Genomic DNA, 19,304 nt, shown 5'->3' on the forward strand with positions numbered 1-19,304 from the left:
CGCGGCACCCAGCGGGATCGCGCGGACCGCGTACGCCCGGGCATACAGATCGATCCCGGGCGAGTCCGCGCCGGTGGAGATCGCGGCGGTCGGATCGACCAGTGCCGCGACGCTGAACGCCACGGCGGTAGCCGCGCCGATCGCATTGAGAATCACCGCGATTCGATTGAGCTTCTGGTCTTGCATCGTTCACTCCAAAAATCGCCGACCTGCATCGCATCCTCGGCACGCTCGCCGATCGGCTGGGGCTGCCGAGCTGATGGCGTGCGAGCGCTGCCCCCGCGGCCGTCGGCTCGGCGGGCCGGTCGGCGAAACGGGGTATGGTTAGCTCTATGAACACCCAAAGGTTGCGAATCCGCCGCGATTTGTGTGTTGTGAAGTTGTGACCAACACTTCCGGAGACGCGTATCCCCTCGCGGACACGATGACCACCACGGTCGCGGCCCACGACGGCGCCACGGTGCTGACGGTGGCCGGCGAGGTCGATCTGGCGACGGCGCCCGCACTGGAGAATGCGATCGATGCCATTCTCAGCGGCAAGCCCGCGGCCCTGATCATCGACCTCACCGCGGTCAGCTTCCTCGCCTCGGCGGGCATGGCGACGCTCGTCGCGGCCCACCAGCGCGCCGGCTCGACCACCGCGATCGCCGTCGTCGCCGAGGGCCCGGCGACCAGTCGGCAGCTGAAGATGACCAGCCTTGATCAGGTGTTCGCGCTGCATTCGACGTTGGACGCCGCGCTGGCGGCGCTCCGGCAGAGATGACGCCTGCCGCTGCCGCCGTCGCGCCCGTCGACGGCGGCAGCGCCTTTCTCAGACCAGTTCGCGCAGCTGTTCGATCAGCTTGACGCGCTCGGCGGCGGTGGCCGCCATCGGAACGACGTTCAAGACCGTCACGCCGGCTTCCTTGAAGGCCGCGACCCGCTCCTTGACGTATCCGGCCGAGCCGACCAGGGAGATGTCCCGGACCAGCTGGTCCGGGACCGCCTTCGTCGCGGCCTCCTTCTCCCCCGCCAGGTACAGCTCCTGGATGCGGTCGGCCTCGGCGCCGTAGCCGTACTTGGTGGCCAGGGTGTGGTAGAAGTTCTTGCCCTTGGCGCCCATGCCGCCGATGTAGAGCGCCAGATGCGGCTTCACGAACTGCAGCAGCGGTTCGACGTTGTCCCCGATGGCCAGGGCCGGACCCGCGTACACGTCCAGGTCGCCCAAGGCGGGGTCGCGCTTGGCCAGACCCGCGGTGAGCGAGTCCGCCCACACATCCTTCGCCTTCTCCGGCAGGAAGAAGATCGGCTGCCAGCCCTCGGCGATCTCGGCGGCCAGTTCCACGTTCTTCGGTCCGAGCGCGGCCAGCAGCACCGGAATGCGCTCACGCACCGGGTGGTTGATCAGCTTGAGCGGCTTGCCGAGACCGGTGCCCCGTTCGGCGGGCAGCGGGATCTGGTAGTACTTGCCCTGGTATTCCAGGCGCTCGCGCCGCCAGACCTTCCGGCAGATCTCGACCAGTTCCCTGGTCCGGCCGATCGGCGCGTCATAGGGCACGCCGTGGAAGCCCTCGATCACCTGCGGACCCGACGCGCCCAGCCCGAGCACGTAGCGTCCGTCGGAGACGAAGTCCAGGCCCGCCGCGGTCATGGCGGTCAGGCTCGGAGTACGCGTGTAGAGCTGCAGGATGCCGGAGGCCAACTGCAGGTGCGTGGTCTTCGCGGCCAGGTAACCGAGCGCGCTCACCGCGTCGAACGAGTACGCCTCGGGCACGAACACGATGTCCAGGCCCGCCCGCTCGAGGTCGGCGACTTCGGCCGCCGCCTCTTTGAAGCCCCCCGAGTAGTTGATGCTCAATCCGATGCGCATGGCACTCAACATAACGGCGGGTACGGTCGGGCCGCGCACCGGCCACGGGAGAAGGTTCGGCAAGGCGTGGTCACGACCGTACGACCGGCGTCACGGGGTAGCGTCTACTCGTAGACCATCCTCGCCGTAAACGAAAGGCAACACCCTCGTGTCGCAGACCAGCTCGTCGTCCACGGAAACTGCGCCGTCCTTCGGCGGGGCCGCCCTGGCGCAGTATCTGAGCGATCTGGCCGCCAAGATTCCCGCGCCGGGCGGCGGCGCGGTAGCCGCGCTGCACGCCGCGCAGGCCGCCGCGCTCGTCGCGATGGTCGCGCGCTACACCACCCGCGCCAAGGACGCCGAGAACCGGCCGGTGGTCGATCGGATCATCGAGGCCGCCGACGCGGCCCGCGAGCGCGCTCTCGCGCTGGCCGACGCCGACGCCGCCGCGTTCACGGCTGTCGGCGCCGCCTACAAGCTGCCCAAGGACACCCCGGAGGACCTCGCCGCCCGCACCGCGGCGATCAACGCCGCGCTGATCGAGGCCGCCCGCGTGCCCGCCGCCGTCGTCGACGAGGCGGACGAGGTGCTGTCGCTGGCGGCGGAGCTGTTCCCGATCGGGAATCCGAACGTAGTCACCGACATCGGCGCGGCCGCCGACGCCTGCCGCGCCGCCGCGACCTCCTCGCAGCTCAACATCGAGATCAACGTGGCATCGCTGCCCGCCGCCGAGGGCGACCGGTTCGCCGCGGTCCTGGTGCGGATCGACGAGCTCACCGCGCGGGCGGACGCCCTGCACGCCGACGTCGTGCACGCCGTTCGCCGCTGACTCGCTCGCGCGGCCCGGCTCCGTCAGGCGGGCGGGTTCCAAGCGACCAGCACGATCTTGCCGCGCACCCGTCCGGATTCGCTGAGCTCGTGCGCCTTCGCGGCATCCGCGAGCGGTAGCACTTGGTCGATGGTCGCGCGCAGATGACCGCGCTCGACCATCGTGGTGATCTCGCGCAGCGATACCCCGGACGGTTCGACATAGAACCGCTCGTAACGCGGATCGGCTTCCGCATCCGAGCCCTGGGTGTCGATCAACCTGCCGTCGGGCCGGAGCACCGGGACCGAGCGAGAACCGTACGCACCGCCGACCAGGTCGAGCACAACGTCGACGTCGCGCACCGCAGCGCCGAAATCGACCGCGGTGTAGTCGATCACCTCGTCGGCGCCGAGTTCGCGCAGGTATTCGTGGTTGACCGCGCGTGCGGTGCCGATAACGTACGCGCCGCGATGCCGGGCTATCTGCACCGCCAGATGCCCCACGCCTCCCGCGGCCGCGTGCACCAGCAGGCGTTGCCCCGCCCCCAGAGCGGCCAGTGCCTGCCACGCGGTCAGCGCCGCCGTCGGCAGTGCCGCGGCGTGCACCAGGTCGAGGCTCCTCGGCTTCGGTGCCAAGGCGTGCGCTTGCGCCACAACGTATTCCGCGTTCGCGCCGCCGAAGACCATGCCGTACACCGGATCACCGACCGCGAACCGGTCCACACCGGGTCCGAGTTCGGCCACGACACCCGACACGTCGAGCCCCAGCGTCAGCGGTGGGTCGCCGAGCTTTCCGACCAGTCCGGCGCGCACCTTCCAGTCGGCGGCGTTGACGCTGGTCGCGGCGACCCGCACCAGCACCTCCCCCGGACCTGGCCGCGGCCGATCCACCTCGACCACTTGGAGCACTTCCGGGCCACCGAACGCGTATTGCGTGATTGCGAGCATGCACCGATTCTGGCCACCCGTGGTATCTTTCGGAAAGAAGGCACCTTCTTGATACCGAGGTACCCAATGGATACTGTCTGTGACCGGCCCGCGGCCGGTAGCCTGGTCGACAACTACTTGCACCACTGCCCCGCACGAGAAGTACTGACCGTGCTCGCCGACAAATGGGTGATGCTCGTGCTCGGCGTGCTGCGGGGCCATGGCGGGCCGATCCGCTTCAACGAGCTGCGCCGCCGCCTGGACGGCATCACCCAGAAGATGCTCACCCGCACGCTGCGCGACCTGGAGCGCGAGGGGCTGGTGCACCGCGCGGTCTACCCCACGGTGCCGCCCCGCGTGGAGTACTCGCTCACCGAACTCGGCGCGAGCATCGGCGCGATCACGCATGCCATGGGCATCTGGGCCGTCGAGCACCAGGACCGGATCCTCGCCGCCCGAGCGGATTTCGACGCGCGAGCGGCAGCCGCGCCGGAACCGCTGCCCGTCGGCGGCGCGCGCTGACCCTAGCCGGAGCCCTGGTACCGGTATGTGTGCCCGTTTCGACGCGACCGCGCGGGGTAAGCGCTCCGTGGTGGGCGTGTCCCCGATCACAACTGGACCACGGACCAAGTTCTATCCGTGGCCGAGTTGATCATGGGGGCTTAGACTGTCTCTTGCCTACCACACCAGCTCGAAGGGGTGGACGCCATGAGGAGCGCCATTCGGTACCTGTTCCTCGCGACCGTGATCGTGGCACTTGCCGCGTTCGGGTCGGGCGCGGCGACAGCGACGATGATCGGAAAGCCGTCGACGCCCGCGGTGGCGGCGATCGGACCCTCGAACGGCCAGGTGGTGGGCGTGGCCCAGCCCGTGACCGTTCGTTTCGCCGCACCTGTCGCGAATCGCGCGCAGACGGAACAATCCATCGACATCAGAACGACCCGGCCACTGCCGGGCACATTCGCGTGGACCGACGATCGCGAAGTGACGTGGACGCCCAGCGGGTTCCTACCCGCCGGTTCGAACATCCTCGTCTCGGTCGGCGGCGTGCGCACGGAATTCACCACCAACGCAGGCGTTTTCGGCGAAGCGAACATGTCGGCGCACACGTTCACGCTCACCGTCGGCGGCACCGTCGTCCGGACGATGCCCGCCTCGATGGGCAAGCCCGGATACGAAACGCCCACCGGCACATGGCCGGTTCTGGAGAAATTCCGGTCCGTCGTGTTCGACTCCCGCACCATCGGCATTCCGCTGAGTTCGCCGGAGGGCTACATCATCAACGGCGAGTTCGCCGAACGGCTCACGTGGGGCGGTGTTTTCATCCACTCGGCTCCGTGGTCGGTGGACCAGCAAGGTTACTCGAACGTGAGCCACGGCTGCATCAACCTCGCTCGCGACGACGCCGAATGGGTCTATCACACGATCGGCGTCGGCGACCCGGTCATCACGCACTGGTGAACGGCGCCCTCCTCCGAGTAGCGTTCGGAAGACGTACCCGAGGGAGGGCCACCGTTGCGCGAGTTTCCGATCCCACCGCCTCGTGACGCGAAAGAAGCCGATTTCCAGGACCTTTGGGGCCCGTGGGCATTCGTCACGCCGGGCGATGTCGGCGAGATACTCGGCGACATCGACGCTCCCTGGTGGATCGCGGGAGGCTGGGCGATCGACGCCTGCACCGGCACCCGGCGGCGGCACAGCGACGTGGACGTGGCCATGTTCCGTGCCGATCTGCCCGCCCTGCGCACCGCCGCGCGCGGCCGCCTGCACATCTGGTCGGCGGGCCCGGACGGCATCCGCCCCGTCGACGAGCGCTGCCCCGACGTAGCCGAGAGCGCCGATCAAGTGTGGCTGCGCGCGAACGCGCGATCCCCGTGGCTGATCGACCTTCTGCTGAATCCGGGACAGGACGGGGCATGGGTCAACCGGCGCGATCGCTCCATGGTCGCACCGCTCGACGAGGTGACCTGGATCGCCGACGACGGCATCCGATACCTCAACCCGGAGCTGGTGCTGATCTTCGAGGCCAAGCAGCGCAGGCCGAAAGACCGCGTGGATCTCGAGCGGACCTGGCCGGAGCTGAGCGCCGCACAGCGCGCGGTGGTGCGGACCTACGTGACCGACCACTATCCCGAGCACGAATGGCTGGATCTACTGCGGTAGTGCCGCTTCCCGAAGGCTTCTCGGGCAACGGCGCCCGCACTTTCGGCGCCGCGGAACGGCGTTGCGCGACTCGGTCGCGGTCGGCGCGAATCAGCGAGCCGGGCGGGGATGGCGCGGCACACGTGCGCCGGATCGACGTACCGGGCGGTACCCTCCAGGGGGCGGGACGGCTCAATTGTGAACGCGGCAGGGCGTTCCCGCCTCGGGACGATGCGGTTAATCTGACGGGGACCTGATGAAGGGTGGGGCGATGGATCGACCGGAGATGAGCGCACGACCCGGTTACGACCGGGGGCATCCGTACGGCGCCGAACGGCCGGTACAGGCACCGTCCGGCGAGGACTACCGCGGCGAGTGGGCCGCGTGGGTGGATCGGCCGCCCGTGCCGCCGTCCGAACCCGGGCAGCCGCCGGAACCCGAGACGGACCCGTACGAGGACCAATTCGCCGGGCTGATCGACCGCTCGCCCGCGCCGCGTGCGGCACGGCGATGGGCGGTACCACTGCTCGGCATACTCGGTATCGCCGCGCTGGCCCTCGTGGCCTATGTGCTGGTCGGGACCGGCGGTCCCGATCGGCAGGCCGCCGCACCGGCTCCGTCCGCGCAGGCCACCGCGCCCGCCGCACCGACCGCGCAGTGCCCCGCCGAGCGGGTGGGCAACCGGATCCAGGGCAACGGCGTCGGCGGTTTCGACTCCGGTCCCGCGGTGATCTTCGCTTTCCAGCACGCCTATTACGTGGACCGGTCCGGCGAGCAGGTCCGCGCCACCACCACCGCGGACGCCGCCGTACAAGCAGCCGACGCGATCCAGCGCGGCATCGACAGCATTCCCACGGGCACCACCCACTGTGTCGCGATCAGTCCCGGCGCCTTCGCGGGCCAGTACATCGTGGTGATCACCGAGCACCGCCCAGGACAGCAACCGGTGACCTACAATCCGCAGATCGTCACCACCACCAAGGACGGCGAGCGCACTCTCATCAGCGCCATCGCCCGCGGTTAGGCGTACCTCCGCCTTCGCTCCGGCCATGCGCGTACTGCGTACCTCCGCCTTCGCTCCGGCCATGCGCAAGCTGCGTCCTCCGCCTTCGCTCCGGCCAGGCGTGGGCTGACGACGGACTACGTCCGACCGCACCCATCAGGCAGCTCTCCGCAGGCGCGAGCGCCCGCTCAGTCGGATTCGGCGGCGGTGACCACGTGGCGCATGAGGAGGGCTGTGGTGACCGGGCCCACGCCGCCGGGGACGGGACTGAGCCCGGCGGCCTTGCCGCGTACCGAGTCAGCGTCGACATCGCCGACGATCTTGCCGTCGGGGGCCTCGTTGGTGCCGACGTCGATGACCACCGCGCCCTCCCGGACGTGCTTGCCGGAGATCAGGCCGATGCGGCCCGCCGCGGCGACGACGATGTCGGCGGCGGCGGTGACCGCGGCGAGGTCGGCGGTGCGGGAATGGCACACCGTGACGGTCGCGTCCTTCGCCAGCAGCAGCTGAGCGAGGGGCTTCCCGACGACGTTCGACCGGCCGACGACCGCGACGTGGCGGCCTGCCAGCGGGATCTGGTGGTGTTCGAGCAGTTCGACCACGGCCTCGGAGGTGGCGGGGACGAAGCCGTCCAGCCCGGCCGCCAACAGGCCGAGCGACAGCGGGCTGACGCCGTCGACGTCCTTGGACGCGACGATCGCGGAACTCACGTCGTCGAGGGTGACGCCCTTCGGGAGAGGGGTCTGCAGCATGATCGCGTCGGTCGCCGGATCCACACCGCGCGCGGCGAGCTCGGCACGGATCTCCGCCGCACCGGCCGCTGCCCCCAGATCGACCGTGTCGCAAGCGATTCCGAGTCGTTCGGCCGCTTTGCGAAGTGAGTTCACATACCACGCGCTCGCAGGGTCGTCGTTCGCCACGACCAGAGCAAGACGCGGGGCGGCGCCGCCTTCGGTGCGCGCGGCGGCGCGGGCCTTGGTGTCGGCGTTGATGGCGGCGGCGAGTTCCTTGCCGGACAGCGAAACGGTATCCACGTTGACACAGCCTAACGGGCGCGGCCGGACGAATCCCTCCCGCGCCCACGTCGAGTTGAGCTAATGCATGGCAATCGAACGCCGGACCGCGGGCGGACGCTCGGCGAATCGAACGAAGACCGTTCCGACACGCCGGAAGGCACTCGTCCACCACCGGGCCGGCAGGGCCGAGCAGAGCGACGCGGACGAGCATTGGCAGGGCAGGCCGCCGTGCGCCGAACTGAACGTCTTCGTGGTACCGAGCGAAGATGACTGTGCCGACTCGGCATCGAAGATCGCCGGCAGCGGATTTCGCGACCTGTCGTTCCGCCGAGCACACGCAGCCATGACGGCGGCGCATGACCCGTTCGCCAATTGCCGGATCACCGGGAACTTCGGCCGTATGGTAATTCCTGCTTGCCCCAGCTAACTGCTAGCACGTGCCAACCCGTCCCGCAGCGGAAAGGTGACGACTGTAGTGATGATCTCGAGGCATTGGAAATCTCTCGTCGCGGCGGCGTTCGCCGCGTTCTCGCTCACCGGGCTCGCCGGGGTCCCCGCGCACGCCGCGCCGGAAACGGACGCCCTCTACAACTCCGCCCAGCGGCACTTCGCCAACGGCGACGACAACGCGGGCCGCGCCGACCTGCGCAATCTGATCGGCGCCGACCCCGCCGACGCCGAAGCGCTGGCGCTGCAGGCGATCTGGTCGGACTACGCCGGTGACCTGCCCGCGCTGGTGGACGCCATGGCCCGGCTGCACGCGGTTGATCCGGGCTTGGCACAGGGCACCGACAACGTGCTCGGCGCCATCCGCGCCGCGGTGGGCACCCTGCCGAACCCGCTGCCCGCGCTGGCGGGGCCGCAGACCGGCATCGTCGTGCTCGGCTACGGCCTGCTCCCGGACGGGGCGCTGCGTCCCGAGCTGGTGAACCGGCTCACCGCGGCCTGGTTGCAGTCGATCGCCGCGCCGTTGTCGCCGATCGTCGTCACCGGCGGCAATCCGCAGAACGGCATCACCGAGGCCGAGGCCATGCGCGACTGGCTGGTCACCCACGGCGTGCCGCCAACGCGCGTCCACGTGGAGAGCCGCGCGGGCTCGACCGTGCAGAACGCTTTGTTCAGCACGAGGCTGCTGCGGGACGTGGGCGCGACGAGCGCGATCGTGGTCACCTCGCCCAATCACATCCGCCGTGCCGTGGCTGATTTCATCGTCGCGGGCACCAGGGTCGTCGGCGCGACGACCTCGCTCGAACAGCTGGTCTCGCAACTGCCGCCGCCGGGCCGGGCGGGCCAGCGCGGCATCTACCTCGACGCCACCCGCACCTTCCAGCTCGACACGGCACGCTGACTCCGGGCGATCGGGACCCGCGCCCGAAACGCCGGTCCCGATCGCCCGGGGAAATCCGTTGGCGGCGTCACGCGTGCGCGCGGCAGGATGGCCCGGTGACGTCAGCGGGAAGTACCGATGTGGTGGCTCGGCTCCGGGCGGCGGGCTGCGTGTTCGCCGAGGACGAGGCGCGGCTGCTCACGGCCGCCGCCGCGGAGACCGGTGTGCCCCTGGAATCGCTGCTCGCCCGGCGCGTCACCGGCAGTCCGCTCGAGCACCTGCTCGGCTGGGCGGAGTTCCACGGACTGCGGGTCGCGGTGTCGCCCGGCGTCTTCGTGCCGCGGCAGCGCACCGCGTTCCTCGTCGATCTTGCGGTCGAGTTGATCCGCGACCGCACCGGCCACCCGGTGGTGGTCGATCTGTGCTGTGGCTCGGGCGCCCTCGGCCTCGCTGCGGCGCGGGCCGCCGCCGACGCGGGCCGCTCGATCACGCTGGCGGCCGCCGACATCGATTCGGTCGCGGTCGCGTGCGCCCGCCGCAACCTCACCCCGCTCGGCGCTCCGGTCTACGAAGGGGACCTCTTCGAGCCCTTGCCGGAGGAATTGCGCGGCTGCGTCGACGTCCTGCTCTGCAACACCCCCTACGTCCCCTCGGAGATGATCGCGCGGATGCCACCGGAGGCACGCGATCACGAGCCGCGCACCGCGCTCGACGGCGGCCCGGACGGATTGGATGTCTTCCGCCGGGTCGCGGCCGATGCTGCCGAGTGGCTGGCCCCGGGCGGACAACTGCTCGTCGAGTCCAGCGAGGACCAAGCGCCGATCGCGCTCGGCGTCCTGGCCGAGCACGGCCTCGCCGGGCGCGTCGCCGAGTCGGACGAGCACTACGCGACCGTGGTCATCGGCACCCGTCCCCGGTGACGAGGACGCATCGCCCTGCGCCGACCCGACGCCGCGCTACTTCTTGCGGCCGGTGAACTCGTCCATCGAGTGGTAGACGCCGACGGTGTCGAGGAACAGGTCACGCAGCTTGATCGGCAGCAGACCGGAGAGCGCCTTGTTCAAGCGTGAGGTCCACGGCAGTACGAGCAGCGGGGTGCCGTTCTTCATCTCCCGCCACGAGGTGTCGACTACCTTCTGCTGGTCCAGGATCGGCGTGAACAGGAATCCCTTGACGCCCTCGAACATTCCGGTGTTGATGTAGGTCGGGCACACCGTGGTGATCTTCACGTGGTCGTGGCCGGCCTGTTCCAGCTCGATGCGCACGGAGTCCGACCAGCCGAGCGCCGCCCACTTGGACGCGGCGTAGACGCTCATGCGCGGGTTGGACACCAGGCCCGCCGAGGACGCGATGGTCAGCACTCGCGCCTCGGTGGATCCGGCGACCATCGCGGGCAGGAATTCGAGCGTGACGTACATCGGGCCGAGCGAATTGATCGCCATCGTCTTGTCGATGTCGGCGCGGTTGCCGGTTTCCCAGAAGTAGCCGTTGCCGCGCACGATGCCCGCGTTGTTGACCAGGATGTCGATGCCGCCGACCTGTTCGCGCACGCTCGCCGCCGCCTCGGTGATCGCCTCGGCCGAGGCCACGTCGACCACGTGATGATGCACGGCGCTGCCGCGGCCGGTCAGCTCGGCGGCGGTCTCCTTCAGCGCGGCCTCGTTGATGTCCCACAGCACCACCGCCGCCGCGCCTTCGCGGACCGCACGCTCGGCGAACAGCTTGCCCAGGCCCATCGCGGCCCCCGTGACCAGGACCCTCTTGCCCGCCACCGTGTCCAGTTTCATCCGTACCGCTTCCTGATCCGTGAGTCCTGCGAATTACTTCTGCCGAAGCGATTTCATGACGCCGAAGTACAGCGTCATGGTCTTGGCCCAGAGCGCTTCGGACATGCCGGGCAGCGGCGCGATGGGCAGCACCCGCTGCACCGCGATGGTCTGGGTGTCGATGTACTTGAGCAGGCCTTCGGGACCGTGCCTGCGCCCCGTGCCGGAGATGCCGAGCCCACCCGACGGCGCGTCGGCGCTGCCCCACGCGGCGATGAAGCCCTCGTTGACGTTCACCGAGCCCGCGTTGATCCGCGCCGCCACCGCACGGCCGCGGGCGGTGTCCTTGGTCCAGACGCTGGCGTTGAGGCCGTAGGCGGTGTCATTGGCCTGCGCAACGGCATCGTCGTCACTGCTCACGCGGTAGATCGAGACCACGGGCCCGAAGGTCTCCTCCCGATGCACCGTCATGCCCGGCCGCACGCCCGCCAGCACGGTGGGCTCGTAGAAGTACGGGCCGAGGTCCGGGCGCGCGCGACCGCCCGCCAGCACCGTGGCGCCCTTGGCCACCGCGTCGTTCACGTGCGCCAGCACCGTGTCCAGCTGACGCTGGAAGGTCAGCGAACCCATGTCGCTGTCGTAGTTCAGCCCGCCGCCGAGTTCGATGGCCTCGACGTGCCCGACGAATTCGGCGACGAAGCGGTCATAGACGCTGTCGTGTACGTAGATCCGTTCCATCGACTCGCACAGCTGCCCGGCCGAGGCGAAGCAGGCGCGGATGGCGATCTTGGCGGCACGGGAGACGTCCGCGTCAGCGAGCACCAGCAGCGGGTTCTTGCCACCCAGTTCGAGGGAGTAGCCGATCAGCCGCTCGCCCGCCTGCTGGGCGATGGTGCGCCCGGTGGCGCTGGAGCCGGTGTAGTCGACGTAGTCGGCGCGGGCGATCACGTCGCCGCCGATCACCGAACCGCGGCCGAGCACCGCCTGCCAGAGCCCACGCGGCAGTCCGGCGCGCACGGCGGCATCGATGGCCCACAGCACGGTGAGCGCGGTCTGGTTGTCCGGGCGCGCCACCACCGCGTTGCCCGCGACGAGGGCGGGCAACGCGTCGGAGACGGCCAGTGCCAACGGGTAGTTCCAGGGCGAGATCACCGCCACCACGCCCTTGGGCCGGTGCAGCACGTCGACCTGGGTGAGCACGGGCAGCACTCCGCGCGGCTTGCGGGTGGCCAGCAGCCGCCCGGCCACCGAGGCGTAGTACCTCGCGTTCACGGCCACGTCGCCGACCTCGTCGAAGGCATGCGCCCGTGCCTTGCCCGTCTCGGTCTGCACGATGTCCAGGATGGTGTCCTGCTCGGTCAGCACGATGTCGTGGAACCGGCGCAGCACCGCGACCCTTTCCCGCACCGGACGCCGCGCCCACTGGCGCTGCGCTTCGCGGGCGGTGGCGAACGCGGTCTCGATGTCGCCGGTGGAGGACTGCGGCAGGTCGGCGATCTTCGCGCCGGTCGCGGGCGCGAACACTTCGACCGCGGGGGCGCCGCCCGCGACGGCGTGCGCGAGCAACGGCCGCACCAGCGCGGAGGGCAGCGCGTCGGCGGTGACCGGGTGGGAGGCGGTGGTCATGTTCGGCCCTCTCGAGAACGGTGGGCCGCGTGCCCGCCCTATTAAATGAACAGTGGTGTTAGATTAATGTCTATGTCACTGCTCGTGTCAAGCTGTTCGTCGTGGCGCACAGGTATCCCGGGGGCCGCTTTGTGAGGTGGCACCATGCCCGCTGAGACGTCGGCCGCGCGGCGCGGCAGACCGCCGCAGACCCCGGAACAGGCCGAAGAGGTGCGCGCCCGGATCGTGCTTGCGACGGCGGAAGTGTTCACCCGCACCGGTTCCCGCGGGCTGAGCGTCGCGCAGATCATCGAGCAGGCCGGGTTGGCGCGGCCGACCTTCTACCGCTACTTCGCCAACGCGAACGAACCGCTGCTCGCGGTGCTGGACAGTTCGAACGAGGGATTGGTCGGCGGCATTCGTACGGCGCTGACCGGCACCGACGAGCCGGTCGAGCTCGGCATCCGATTGATCGACGCCTACCTGGACTGGGCGCGCGGGCACGGTCCCATGCTGCGGCCACTGTTCGCCGAGTTGCACGATCCGGGCTCGCCGGTGTCGGTGTACCGGGAGCGCGCGCTCGACGACATCCGCGCGCTGGTGCGCGAGACGTTCGCCGGGCTGGGCCGCCCGGTGCCGAGTCCGCTGGACCTGGACGCCGCGCTGCATTTGTGCGAGTACGTGGTCTACCGGATCTCCGCCGGTACCGCACCCGGCGCCGAGCCGGACGCGGACACGGTCGCCGCGGCACGCCTGACCATGATCCGGGTGCTGCTCACGACGCTCGGCACGCGGGCCGATGTGGAATACGCGCTGACGCTGCCCACGATCTTCCCCGCCGAGCCATAGCCCGGCCCGCGCGTCAGCGCGGAACCGGGGTGACGGGGTGGCTGTCGAGGACGCGCTGTTCGACCCGGTGGATCAGATCGTGCACGCGCGGGTCCCGGGCCAGCCTGCTGTCCAGCACCACGTTGATCGCGCCGCGGAACAACGCGTAGGGCTCCCACTGCGGCGGCGCGATGGTGCGCGCGGCGCGACGGGCGATGCCGTCGGCGATGGATTCCGCCGCGTCGCGCACGGTGATGCGCAGGTTGAGCGGCCACGGCAGCAAAGCGCCCAGATCGGCGCCCAGATCGTCTTCGTCGAGGGTGCCGTGGGTCATCGCGGTGTCGACGATGCCGAAGTACGCCACGCCCGCGGTCGCGCCGACCGCGGCCAGCTCCACCCGCAGCGCCCGCCCGAACTGCTCGACGGCGGCCTTGCTGACCATGTAGGGCGAACCGGCCATGCCCGGTGCGAACGCCGCGGCGGAGGACACCACCACCACATGCCCTTTCGCGGCGACGACGTCGTCCAGCGCCGGATGCACAGTGTTGAACACGCCGGTCACGTTGATCCCGATGACCCGATCGAAGTCGCCGGGATTCATCGTCCGGATGGTCGCGGGCTCGGGCACCACGCCCGCGTTGGCCACCACGACATCGATCCGTCCGAACCGCTCGCGCACCCGGGAGATGGCTTCGCGCATTCCGATTCGATCGGAGACGTCCGCGCGCACGACCAGCGCGCGCTCCCCCATCGAGCGCCCGACGGCCGCGGCGGCGGCCTCGTCGATATCGATCAGCGCCACCGAAGCGCCTGAGGCGTAGAGCTTTTCGGCCAGCGCCCGGCCGATGCCGGTGCCCGCGCCGGTGATCACCACGACCCGGTCGCGGACGTCGAAGGGGCGCTCGGCGGGCGAGGAAAGCAGCTGACGCAGCAGGTCGACGACCACGGCGCTCACCCCGCCCGCAGCCGGTAGGACTCGTGATCGAAACGGCTTGTTCGCCTGCGATATTCGAAGCTCCAGTTCGGGTACAGCCCCGCGTTGCCGCCGTCGGCGGTCTGGTAGTAGCTGCGGCAACCCCCGGTCAGCCAAGCGGTGTCGCGGCTGCGCTCGGTCACCTCGTCGAGGAAGGCACGCTGCACCTCCTCGCGCACATCGATCCGCTGGATGTTCTGCGCACGCATGGTGGTCACGGCATCGACGATATAGCGCACCTGCGCCTCGATCATATAGATGGCGGACTGATTGCCCGCCGCCCCGAACGGACCCAGCGTGCAGAAGAAGTTCGGGAACCCGGCCATGGTCGTGCCGAGGTAACTGCTCGGCCGCTCCCGGTACCGCTCACCGATGGAGCGCCCGCCGATTCCGTGCACCCGATCGAAAACGGCGGGGGGAACACCGAATCCGGTACCCCAGATGATCGTGTCCACAGGGCGCTCCGCGCCGTCGGCGGTGACGATCGACCCGGCGCGGATCTCTCGGATGCCCTCGGTCACCACCTCGACGTTCGGTTGGGTCAGCGCCGGATAGTAGGCGTCGGAGAAGATCGCCCGCTTGCATCCGATCACGTAGTCGGGGGTGAGTTTGCGCCGCAGCTCGGGATCGCGAACCTGACGCAGCAGCTGGAGTCTGCCGAGCGCCTCGTACGGATGGCGGAATCGCTTGTCCACGAAGCCGACCAGGCCGAACCCTTCGATGCCGGTGTAGTACAGGCCGCGCAGCGCGCGGCCGAGCGCAGGCACCCGGCGCAACAGCGCACGTTCGGCGGGCAGCGTGCGGCGATCCAACCGCGACACGATCCACGGCGCCGAACGCTGGAACACGGTCAATTCGCCCACCAGCGGCTGGATCTCGGGGATGAACTGCACGGCCGACGCGCCCGTGCCGATCACCGCGACGCGCCCGCCGGTGAGATCGTGCTCGTGGTCCCAGTGCAGCGAATGGAATTGCGCCCCTTCGAAGGTCTCCGCGCCCGGCAGCCGCGGGATCCGCGCCTCGCTGAACGGACCGACGGCGCAGACCAGTACGTCCGCGGTCAGATCGCCGCGATCGGTGCACAGCCGCCACCGCGTGGCCGCTTCGTCCCAGCGCGCCTCGAGCAGTTCGACGCCGAACCGCATGTGGCGCACCACGCCGTGGCGCGTCGCGACCGAGCGGAGGTAGGCGAGGATCTCCGGCTGCGACCCGTAGGTGCGCGACCAATCCGGATTGGGCGCGAAGGAGTACGAATACAGATGCGAGGGCACGTCGCAGGCACAGCCCGGATAGGTGTTCGCCCGCCAGGTGCCACCGAGATCGTCCGCGCGCTCGAGCAGCACGAAATCCTCGATACCCGCCTCGCGCAGCGCGACCGCCAGACCGATTCCGGCTATCCCGGCTCCGATCACCGCGATCGGGACGTGCTCCGGCTGCGCAGCCACTGCCATGTCCTCCTCCCACTCGCGGGCGACGTTGCCCGGCGAGTTCACAGATCCAGTTCGAGTTCGCCGCCGTGCGCGCGGGAGACGCAGGTCAGCATCGCCTCCGCGCGCTCGGACTCGAGCAGCGACCGGTCCCGGTGCTCCACCGCGCCCGCGAGCACCCGGGTCTTGCAGGTGCCACAGAAACCCTGCCCGCAGGAGTAGGCCACGCCGGGCAGCACGCGGCGGATCGCGCTGAGCGCGGACTCGTCGGCGGCGACCTGCACGTCGAACCCGCTGCGACGCAATCTGATCCGGAACGGCTCCCCGTCCCGCACGGGCAGCGGCGAGAACCGCTCGGTGTGCAGCGAGGCCGAGGGATCGTGCAGCGCGAGCACCCCGCGCGCGGCCTCGGCCAGCGGCGGCGGCCCGCAGACGTAGACCGCGGCGCCGGGCGGCGTCTGCTCGAAGATCATCCGCGCGTCGGGTACGCCGAACTCGTCGTCCGGCCGCACCACCACGTCACCGCCGGTGTAGCGGGCCAAGTCGTACAGGAACGGCATGCGCGTCCTGGAGCGGCCCAGGTACATCAACCGCCACGGCACCCCGGCACGCTCGGCCGCGGCGACCATGGGCAGGATCGGCGTGATCCCGATGCCGCCCGCGACGAACAGATAACACGGCGCGGCGACGAAGGGGAACGCGTTGCGCGGCCCGCGCACGCCCAGGCGGTCACCCACCCGCAGATCCCGATGGATCTCCGCGGAGCCGCCCTCGCCGTCGGCGATGAAACGGACGGCGATGCGGTAGAACCCGCGGTCGGCGGGGTCGTTGGTGAGCGAATACTGCCGCTGGCGACCGGACGGCAGGAAGACGTCCAGATGCGCGCCGGGCGTCCACGCGGGCAGCGGGCCGCCGTCGGGGTGGCGCAGCCACAAGCTCACCACACCGTCGGCCTCCTGGCCGATCCGGTCGACGACCACCTCGAATTCGTAGCCGGTGCGGCGGACCGGATCCGGGCGCGAGAGCAGTCGCGCGGCGTCGCCTTCCACGAACAGCCGCTTGTAGGCGTCGGCCGCCGAGCCGATCAGGCGCAGCGCGGGCCCCGGCTGGAACCGCTCGACGGCGGTCACCCGCGCGCCGCCCGTGCCGCGGGCGACTGCGCGAGGTAACGCAGGGCGTTGTCCATCGGGCCGAGCTGCGACGGGTGGAAGCCCGGCCGCAGGTAACGCGGGATCTCGGTGAAGAAGGTCGTGAAGCTCGGCACCACGCCGCGTACCGAGGCGCTGGCCATTTGGAGTGGCCAGAATCGGCCTTTGTGCTTCGACGGGTCCTTGTGGAACAGGTAGCCCCCGGAGATGACGAACAACACGAGCAAGCCCGCGCTGGCCAGCAGCGCCTGCCGCGCCTTGCGCGCGTATCCGCCGTCGACGTGCATGTACGCGTCGTAGACGACGCTGCGATGCTCGACCTCCTCCGCGCCGTGCCAGCGGATCAGATCCAGCATCGCCGGGTGCATGCCCTTGGCCTCGAGCTTGTCGTTGGTGAGCAGCCACTCCCCGATGACCGCGGTGTAGTGCTCCATGCCCGCGAACAACGCCAGCCGCTCGCACAACCACTCCCGCTTGGCCCGGCCGGACAGTCCGTGGTCGCCGAGTATCCGGTCGACCAGCCAGGTGACCCGGTCGACCATCGGGCCGACCTCCAGGCCGAGCCGCTCCAACTGTTCACGCGCCTTCTCGTGCGAACTGGCGTGCATGGATTCCTGGCCGATGAAGCCGCGGACTTCCTCGCGTAACCGCTCGTCGTCGATCAGCGGCAGTGCCTCGGCCAGCGCCTGCGCCATCGCGCGCTCGCCTTCGGGCAGCACCAGGTGCATCACGTTGATGATGTGGGTGGCCATCGCCTCGCCGGGGATGTAATGCATCGGCACCGTGGCGAAGTCGAACTCCACGGCCCGCGCGTTGATGGCGTGTGTCTGGTCGGCATATACGGCAGAACCCATCTCGCACCCCTCGTGATCGATCGGTGGTCTTCGCAATGTATTGTTGACATCACATGCTGTCAACATCACATGATGTCAATTCGGCCGCTATGAGAGGATGACGGCCATGGACGAAGCCGACGGGTCGATTCCTGGCATGCGCCGCTGGCGCGGGCAATCCCCCGCCGATCGCGTCGCCGCGCGCCGGGAACAGCTGATCGAGGCGTGCACGGAATTGATGGCCACCGTGGGCGCGGCCGAGACGTCCATGCGAGGTGTCTGCCGACAGGCCGGACTCACCGAGCGCTACTTCTACGAGAGCTTTCCGAACCTGGACGCGCTGCTGACCACCGTGCTGGACACCGTGGTGCTCGGCGCGCGGGACCGGTTGCTGGACGAGCTGCCCAACGCACCCGTCGAACGCGACGCGATGTTCCGCCACATGGTCGCCGTCTTCACCGACTATCTGCTCGAGGACCGCCGCCGCGGGCGGATCATGTTCGTCGAGTCGCAGGCCACGCCCGTGCTCTTGCCGCGCGCCTATGAACTCATCGGCCTTTTCACCGCGCCGATCGCGTTGGTCATCAGCGCGGGCGACTACACCGAGCCGATGCCCGACGAGCACGATCACGAACTCAACGCCAGCGCCATCTTCGGTGCGCTCGCCTACCTCTATCGCCCCTGGCTCGACGGTGAGATCCAGGTCCCCCGAGAGCGTTTCGACGCGCACACGTCCGACGTGCTCGAACGGATCGCCACGGCGCGCTCCTCGCTGAGCACCGAAGCCTAGCTCCGACGCCGAGCGCCCGATCGGACCATGCGGCTCGACGGGCGCGACCCGAACGTGGCCGACCGGCCGCTCCTGGCCGGCGATCGATCACACGCGGCCGCCGGTCGAACGCAGCTCGACGCAGCATTCGCCCGCCGCAGGCGCGAGCATTGCCGTCACAGTGTCCGCTTCCAGGCCGTTCAGGAAGCCACGCAGGTAGGCGTGGTTGATTCCGCACACCAGGTCCGGAGCCTTGGCCGCGAGTGGGTGGAACGGGCAGTTCCGCAGGCGCAGACATCCCGCGCTTTCCCGGCCGGGTTCGAACCCTTGATCGGTGAGCGTCGACTGCAGCAGGGTCAGCGCACGTTCGGCGCCGAGGCGTCCCGGCCGAAGCTGTTGCCGTAGCGCTTGTCCGTGTTCGGCGCCGCGATCGCGGGCTATCCGTATCGCGGCCTCCCGCGAGGTCTCCTCGGCCGACTCGGCGAGAACGGCGCCGGCGAGTATCTCTGCCAGCACCTGGTGACGGCGTTCAGGAATGCTGACCTGGACCTCGGTGTCGGCGGGCTCGTAGACCTTCGGCGTGCGCCCGACCCGCCGGACGCCGCCGACCTGCTCGTAGCGGGCCCGCAGCAATCCGGCGTCGACGAGCTTGTCCAGGTGGAACGCGGCCAGCTTGCGGGATATCCCGACCTGCTCGGCGGCCTCGTCCCGGGTCACCGGGCGACGGGCGCGACGGATGAACCGATACATCCCGCGCCGCAGTTCGTCATCGAGGGCGGCCACTGCACCGATCGCCGCATCGCTGGTCACAGGATCACGATAGCACTCACCACACTGGTTGAAATCAGTTTGATGCGATATATGCCCAGCTCTTGACCACATCGGACAATTTAACCAATAATAAT

Annotated in this window: 21 protein-coding genes; 11 read left to right on the top strand and 10 right to left on the bottom strand. The window is 69.7% G+C overall.

What is annotated here, in order from left to right; all coding sequences use genetic code 11:
* Positions 1-424: 424 nt before the first annotated feature.
* The gene (locus ACWEH3_RS21730) at positions 425-763 is read left to right on the top strand and encodes an STAS domain-containing protein (protein ID WP_355077676.1); all 339 of its coding nucleotides are present in this window, start codon (positions 425-427) and stop codon (positions 761-763) included.
* Positions 764-811: 48 nt separating this feature from the next.
* Here the strand turns inward: ACWEH3_RS21730 and ACWEH3_RS21735 are convergent, their stop codons facing one another.
* Positions 812-1,849 (bottom strand): LLM class F420-dependent oxidoreductase, encoded by a 1,038-nt coding sequence (locus ACWEH3_RS21735; RefSeq protein ID WP_450014860.1) that lies wholly within the window; start codon positions 1,847-1,849, stop codon positions 812-814.
* Positions 1,850-1,997: 148 nt separating this feature from the next.
* Here ACWEH3_RS21735 and ACWEH3_RS21740 point away from each other — a divergent pair, with 148 nt between their 5' ends.
* Positions 1,998-2,657: a cyclodeaminase/cyclohydrolase family protein gene (locus tag ACWEH3_RS21740; protein WP_450014861.1), complete on the top strand. Its 660-nt coding sequence runs from the start codon at positions 1,998-2,000 to the stop codon at positions 2,655-2,657.
* A gap of 23 nt (positions 2,658-2,680) precedes the next feature.
* Here the strand turns inward: ACWEH3_RS21740 and ACWEH3_RS21745 are convergent, their stop codons facing one another.
* Complete coding sequence (locus ACWEH3_RS21745; protein ID WP_450014862.1) at positions 2,681-3,583, bottom strand: NADP-dependent oxidoreductase; 903 nt, start codon at positions 3,581-3,583, stop codon at positions 2,681-2,683.
* 66 nt (positions 3,584-3,649) lie between these two features.
* Here ACWEH3_RS21745 and ACWEH3_RS21750 point away from each other — a divergent pair, with 66 nt between their 5' ends.
* The 4 genes from ACWEH3_RS21750 (at position 3,650) to ACWEH3_RS21765 (ending at position 6,728) form a co-directional block, all read left to right on the top strand.
* Positions 3,650-4,084: a winged helix-turn-helix transcriptional regulator gene (locus ACWEH3_RS21750; RefSeq protein WP_450014863.1), complete on the top strand. Its 435-nt coding sequence runs from the start codon at positions 3,650-3,652 to the stop codon at positions 4,082-4,084.
* 186 nt (positions 4,085-4,270) lie between these two features.
* Complete coding sequence (locus ACWEH3_RS21755) at positions 4,271-5,023, top strand: L,D-transpeptidase (protein ID WP_450014864.1); 753 nt, start codon at positions 4,271-4,273, stop codon at positions 5,021-5,023.
* A 54-nt stretch (positions 5,024-5,077) separates the two neighbouring features.
* Positions 5,078-5,725, top strand: a complete 648-nt coding sequence (locus ACWEH3_RS21760) for a nucleotidyltransferase domain-containing protein (RefSeq protein WP_450014865.1) — start codon at positions 5,078-5,080, stop codon at positions 5,723-5,725.
* 265 nt (positions 5,726-5,990) lie between these two features.
* On the top strand, positions 5,991-6,728 hold the full coding sequence (locus ACWEH3_RS21765) for a hypothetical protein (RefSeq protein ID WP_450014866.1): 738 nt from the start codon (positions 5,991-5,993) through the stop codon (positions 6,726-6,728).
* 167 nt (positions 6,729-6,895) lie between these two features.
* On the opposite strand, the gene ACWEH3_RS21770 is transcribed toward ACWEH3_RS21765, so the two are convergent.
* The gene (locus tag ACWEH3_RS21770) at positions 6,896-7,741 is read right to left on the bottom strand and encodes a bifunctional 5,10-methylenetetrahydrofolate dehydrogenase/5,10-methenyltetrahydrofolate cyclohydrolase (protein ID WP_450014867.1); all 846 of its coding nucleotides are present in this window, start codon (positions 7,739-7,741) and stop codon (positions 6,896-6,898) included.
* Positions 7,742-7,808: 67 nt separating this feature from the next.
* Here ACWEH3_RS21770 and ACWEH3_RS21775 point away from each other — a divergent pair, with 67 nt between their 5' ends.
* The 3 genes from ACWEH3_RS21775 (at position 7,809) to ACWEH3_RS21785 (ending at position 9,970) form a co-directional block, all read left to right on the top strand.
* Positions 7,809-8,150 (top strand): hypothetical protein, encoded by a 342-nt coding sequence (locus ACWEH3_RS21775; protein WP_450014868.1) that lies wholly within the window; start codon positions 7,809-7,811, stop codon positions 8,148-8,150.
* Between the two features lie 51 nt (positions 8,151-8,201).
* Positions 8,202-9,071: an ElyC/SanA/YdcF family protein gene (locus ACWEH3_RS21780; RefSeq protein WP_450014869.1), complete on the top strand. Its 870-nt coding sequence runs from the start codon at positions 8,202-8,204 to the stop codon at positions 9,069-9,071.
* Positions 9,072-9,166: 95 nt separating this feature from the next.
* Positions 9,167-9,970, top strand: coding sequence for a putative protein N(5)-glutamine methyltransferase (locus tag ACWEH3_RS21785; protein ID WP_450014870.1), 804 nt, complete (start codon positions 9,167-9,169; stop codon positions 9,968-9,970).
* Between the two features lie 36 nt (positions 9,971-10,006).
* Here ACWEH3_RS21785 and ACWEH3_RS21790 read toward each other — a convergent pair whose 3' ends face one another.
* Together ACWEH3_RS21790 and ACWEH3_RS21795 are read right to left on the bottom strand one after the other, a co-directional pair.
* Complete coding sequence (locus tag ACWEH3_RS21790; RefSeq protein ID WP_450014871.1) at positions 10,007-10,837, bottom strand: SDR family NAD(P)-dependent oxidoreductase; 831 nt, start codon at positions 10,835-10,837, stop codon at positions 10,007-10,009.
* Between the two features lie 33 nt (positions 10,838-10,870).
* Positions 10,871-12,442 (bottom strand): succinic semialdehyde dehydrogenase, encoded by a 1,572-nt coding sequence (locus ACWEH3_RS21795; protein WP_450014872.1) that lies wholly within the window; start codon positions 12,440-12,442, stop codon positions 10,871-10,873.
* 144 nt (positions 12,443-12,586) lie between these two features.
* On the opposite strand from ACWEH3_RS21795, the gene ACWEH3_RS21800 reads away from it, so the two are divergent.
* Positions 12,587-13,270, top strand: coding sequence for a TetR/AcrR family transcriptional regulator (locus tag ACWEH3_RS21800; protein WP_450014873.1), 684 nt, complete (start codon positions 12,587-12,589; stop codon positions 13,268-13,270).
* A gap of 13 nt (positions 13,271-13,283) precedes the next feature.
* On the opposite strand, the gene ACWEH3_RS21805 is transcribed toward ACWEH3_RS21800, so the two are convergent.
* Genes ACWEH3_RS21805 through ACWEH3_RS21820 form a run of 4 tightly spaced genes read right to left on the bottom strand, consistent with a single transcriptional unit; the run spans position 13,284 to position 17,651 of the window.
* Positions 13,284-14,195 (bottom strand): short-chain dehydrogenase/reductase, encoded by a 912-nt coding sequence (locus ACWEH3_RS21805; RefSeq protein WP_450014874.1) that lies wholly within the window; start codon positions 14,193-14,195, stop codon positions 13,284-13,286.
* Positions 14,196-14,200: 5 nt separating this feature from the next.
* Positions 14,201-15,673 (bottom strand): flavin-containing monooxygenase, encoded by a 1,473-nt coding sequence (locus tag ACWEH3_RS21810; RefSeq protein ID WP_450014875.1) that lies wholly within the window; start codon positions 15,671-15,673, stop codon positions 14,201-14,203.
* A gap of 38 nt (positions 15,674-15,711) precedes the next feature.
* Entirely contained in the window at positions 15,712-16,779 is a 1,068-nt protein-coding gene (locus ACWEH3_RS21815; protein ID WP_450014876.1) for a PDR/VanB family oxidoreductase, read from the bottom strand.
* The gene (locus ACWEH3_RS21820) at positions 16,776-17,651 is read right to left on the bottom strand and encodes a metal-dependent hydrolase (RefSeq protein ID WP_356961934.1); all 876 of its coding nucleotides are present in this window, start codon (positions 17,649-17,651) and stop codon (positions 16,776-16,778) included. The genes ACWEH3_RS21815 and ACWEH3_RS21820 overlap by 4 nt, the downstream gene beginning before the upstream one ends.
* A 106-nt stretch (positions 17,652-17,757) precedes the next feature.
* Between ACWEH3_RS21820 and ACWEH3_RS21825 the strand changes: the two genes are divergently transcribed.
* Positions 17,758-18,420, top strand: a complete 663-nt coding sequence (locus ACWEH3_RS21825; protein ID WP_450014877.1) for a TetR/AcrR family transcriptional regulator — start codon at positions 17,758-17,760, stop codon at positions 18,418-18,420.
* A gap of 87 nt (positions 18,421-18,507) precedes the next feature.
* Here the strand turns inward: ACWEH3_RS21825 and ACWEH3_RS21830 are convergent, their stop codons facing one another.
* Positions 18,508-19,209 carry a helix-turn-helix transcriptional regulator gene (locus ACWEH3_RS21830; RefSeq protein ID WP_450014878.1) on the bottom strand — a complete coding sequence of 234 codons (702 nt, stop codon included), beginning with the start codon at positions 19,207-19,209 and terminating at the stop codon, positions 18,508-18,510.
* Positions 19,210-19,304: the final 95 nt, after the last annotated feature.

The sequence above is a fragment of the Nocardia sp. NPDC004718 genome (genome assembly GCF_053601535.1).

Bases quoted from the DNA above. Each gene is read 5' to 3' on its own strand.
- ACWEH3_RS21730 (WP_355077676.1), top strand. From the start codon at position 425: ATGACCACCACGGTCGCGGCCCACGACGGCGCCACGGTGCTGACGGTG.
- ACWEH3_RS21735 (WP_450014860.1), bottom strand. From the start codon at position 1,849: ATGCGCATCGGATTGAGCATCAACTACTCGGGGGGCTTCAAAGAGGCG.
- ACWEH3_RS21745 (WP_450014862.1), bottom strand. From the start codon at position 3,583: ATGCTCGCAATCACGCAATACGCGTTCGGTGGCCCGGAAGTGCTCCAA.
- ACWEH3_RS21750 (WP_450014863.1), top strand. From the start codon at position 3,650: ATGGATACTGTCTGTGACCGGCCCGCGGCCGGTAGCCTGGTCGACAAC.
- ACWEH3_RS21755 (WP_450014864.1), top strand. From the start codon at position 4,271: ATGAGGAGCGCCATTCGGTACCTGTTCCTCGCGACCGTGATCGTGGCA.
- ACWEH3_RS21765 (WP_450014866.1), top strand. From the start codon at position 5,991: ATGAGCGCACGACCCGGTTACGACCGGGGGCATCCGTACGGCGCCGAA.
- ACWEH3_RS21775 (WP_450014868.1), top strand. From the start codon at position 7,809: ATGGCAATCGAACGCCGGACCGCGGGCGGACGCTCGGCGAATCGAACG.
- ACWEH3_RS21780 (WP_450014869.1), top strand. From the start codon at position 8,202: ATGATCTCGAGGCATTGGAAATCTCTCGTCGCGGCGGCGTTCGCCGCG.
- ACWEH3_RS21790 (WP_450014871.1), bottom strand. From the start codon at position 10,837: ATGAAACTGGACACGGTGGCGGGCAAGAGGGTCCTGGTCACGGGGGCC.
- ACWEH3_RS21795 (WP_450014872.1), bottom strand. From the start codon at position 12,442: ATGACCACCGCCTCCCACCCGGTCACCGCCGACGCGCTGCCCTCCGCG.
- ACWEH3_RS21800 (WP_450014873.1), top strand. From the start codon at position 12,587: ATGCCCGCTGAGACGTCGGCCGCGCGGCGCGGCAGACCGCCGCAGACC.
- ACWEH3_RS21810 (WP_450014875.1), bottom strand. From the start codon at position 15,673: ATGGCAGTGGCTGCGCAGCCGGAGCACGTCCCGATCGCGGTGATCGGA.
- ACWEH3_RS21820 (WP_356961934.1), bottom strand. From the start codon at position 17,651: ATGGGTTCTGCCGTATATGCCGACCAGACACACGCCATCAACGCGCGG.
- ACWEH3_RS21825 (WP_450014877.1), top strand. From the start codon at position 17,758: ATGGACGAAGCCGACGGGTCGATTCCTGGCATGCGCCGCTGGCGCGGG.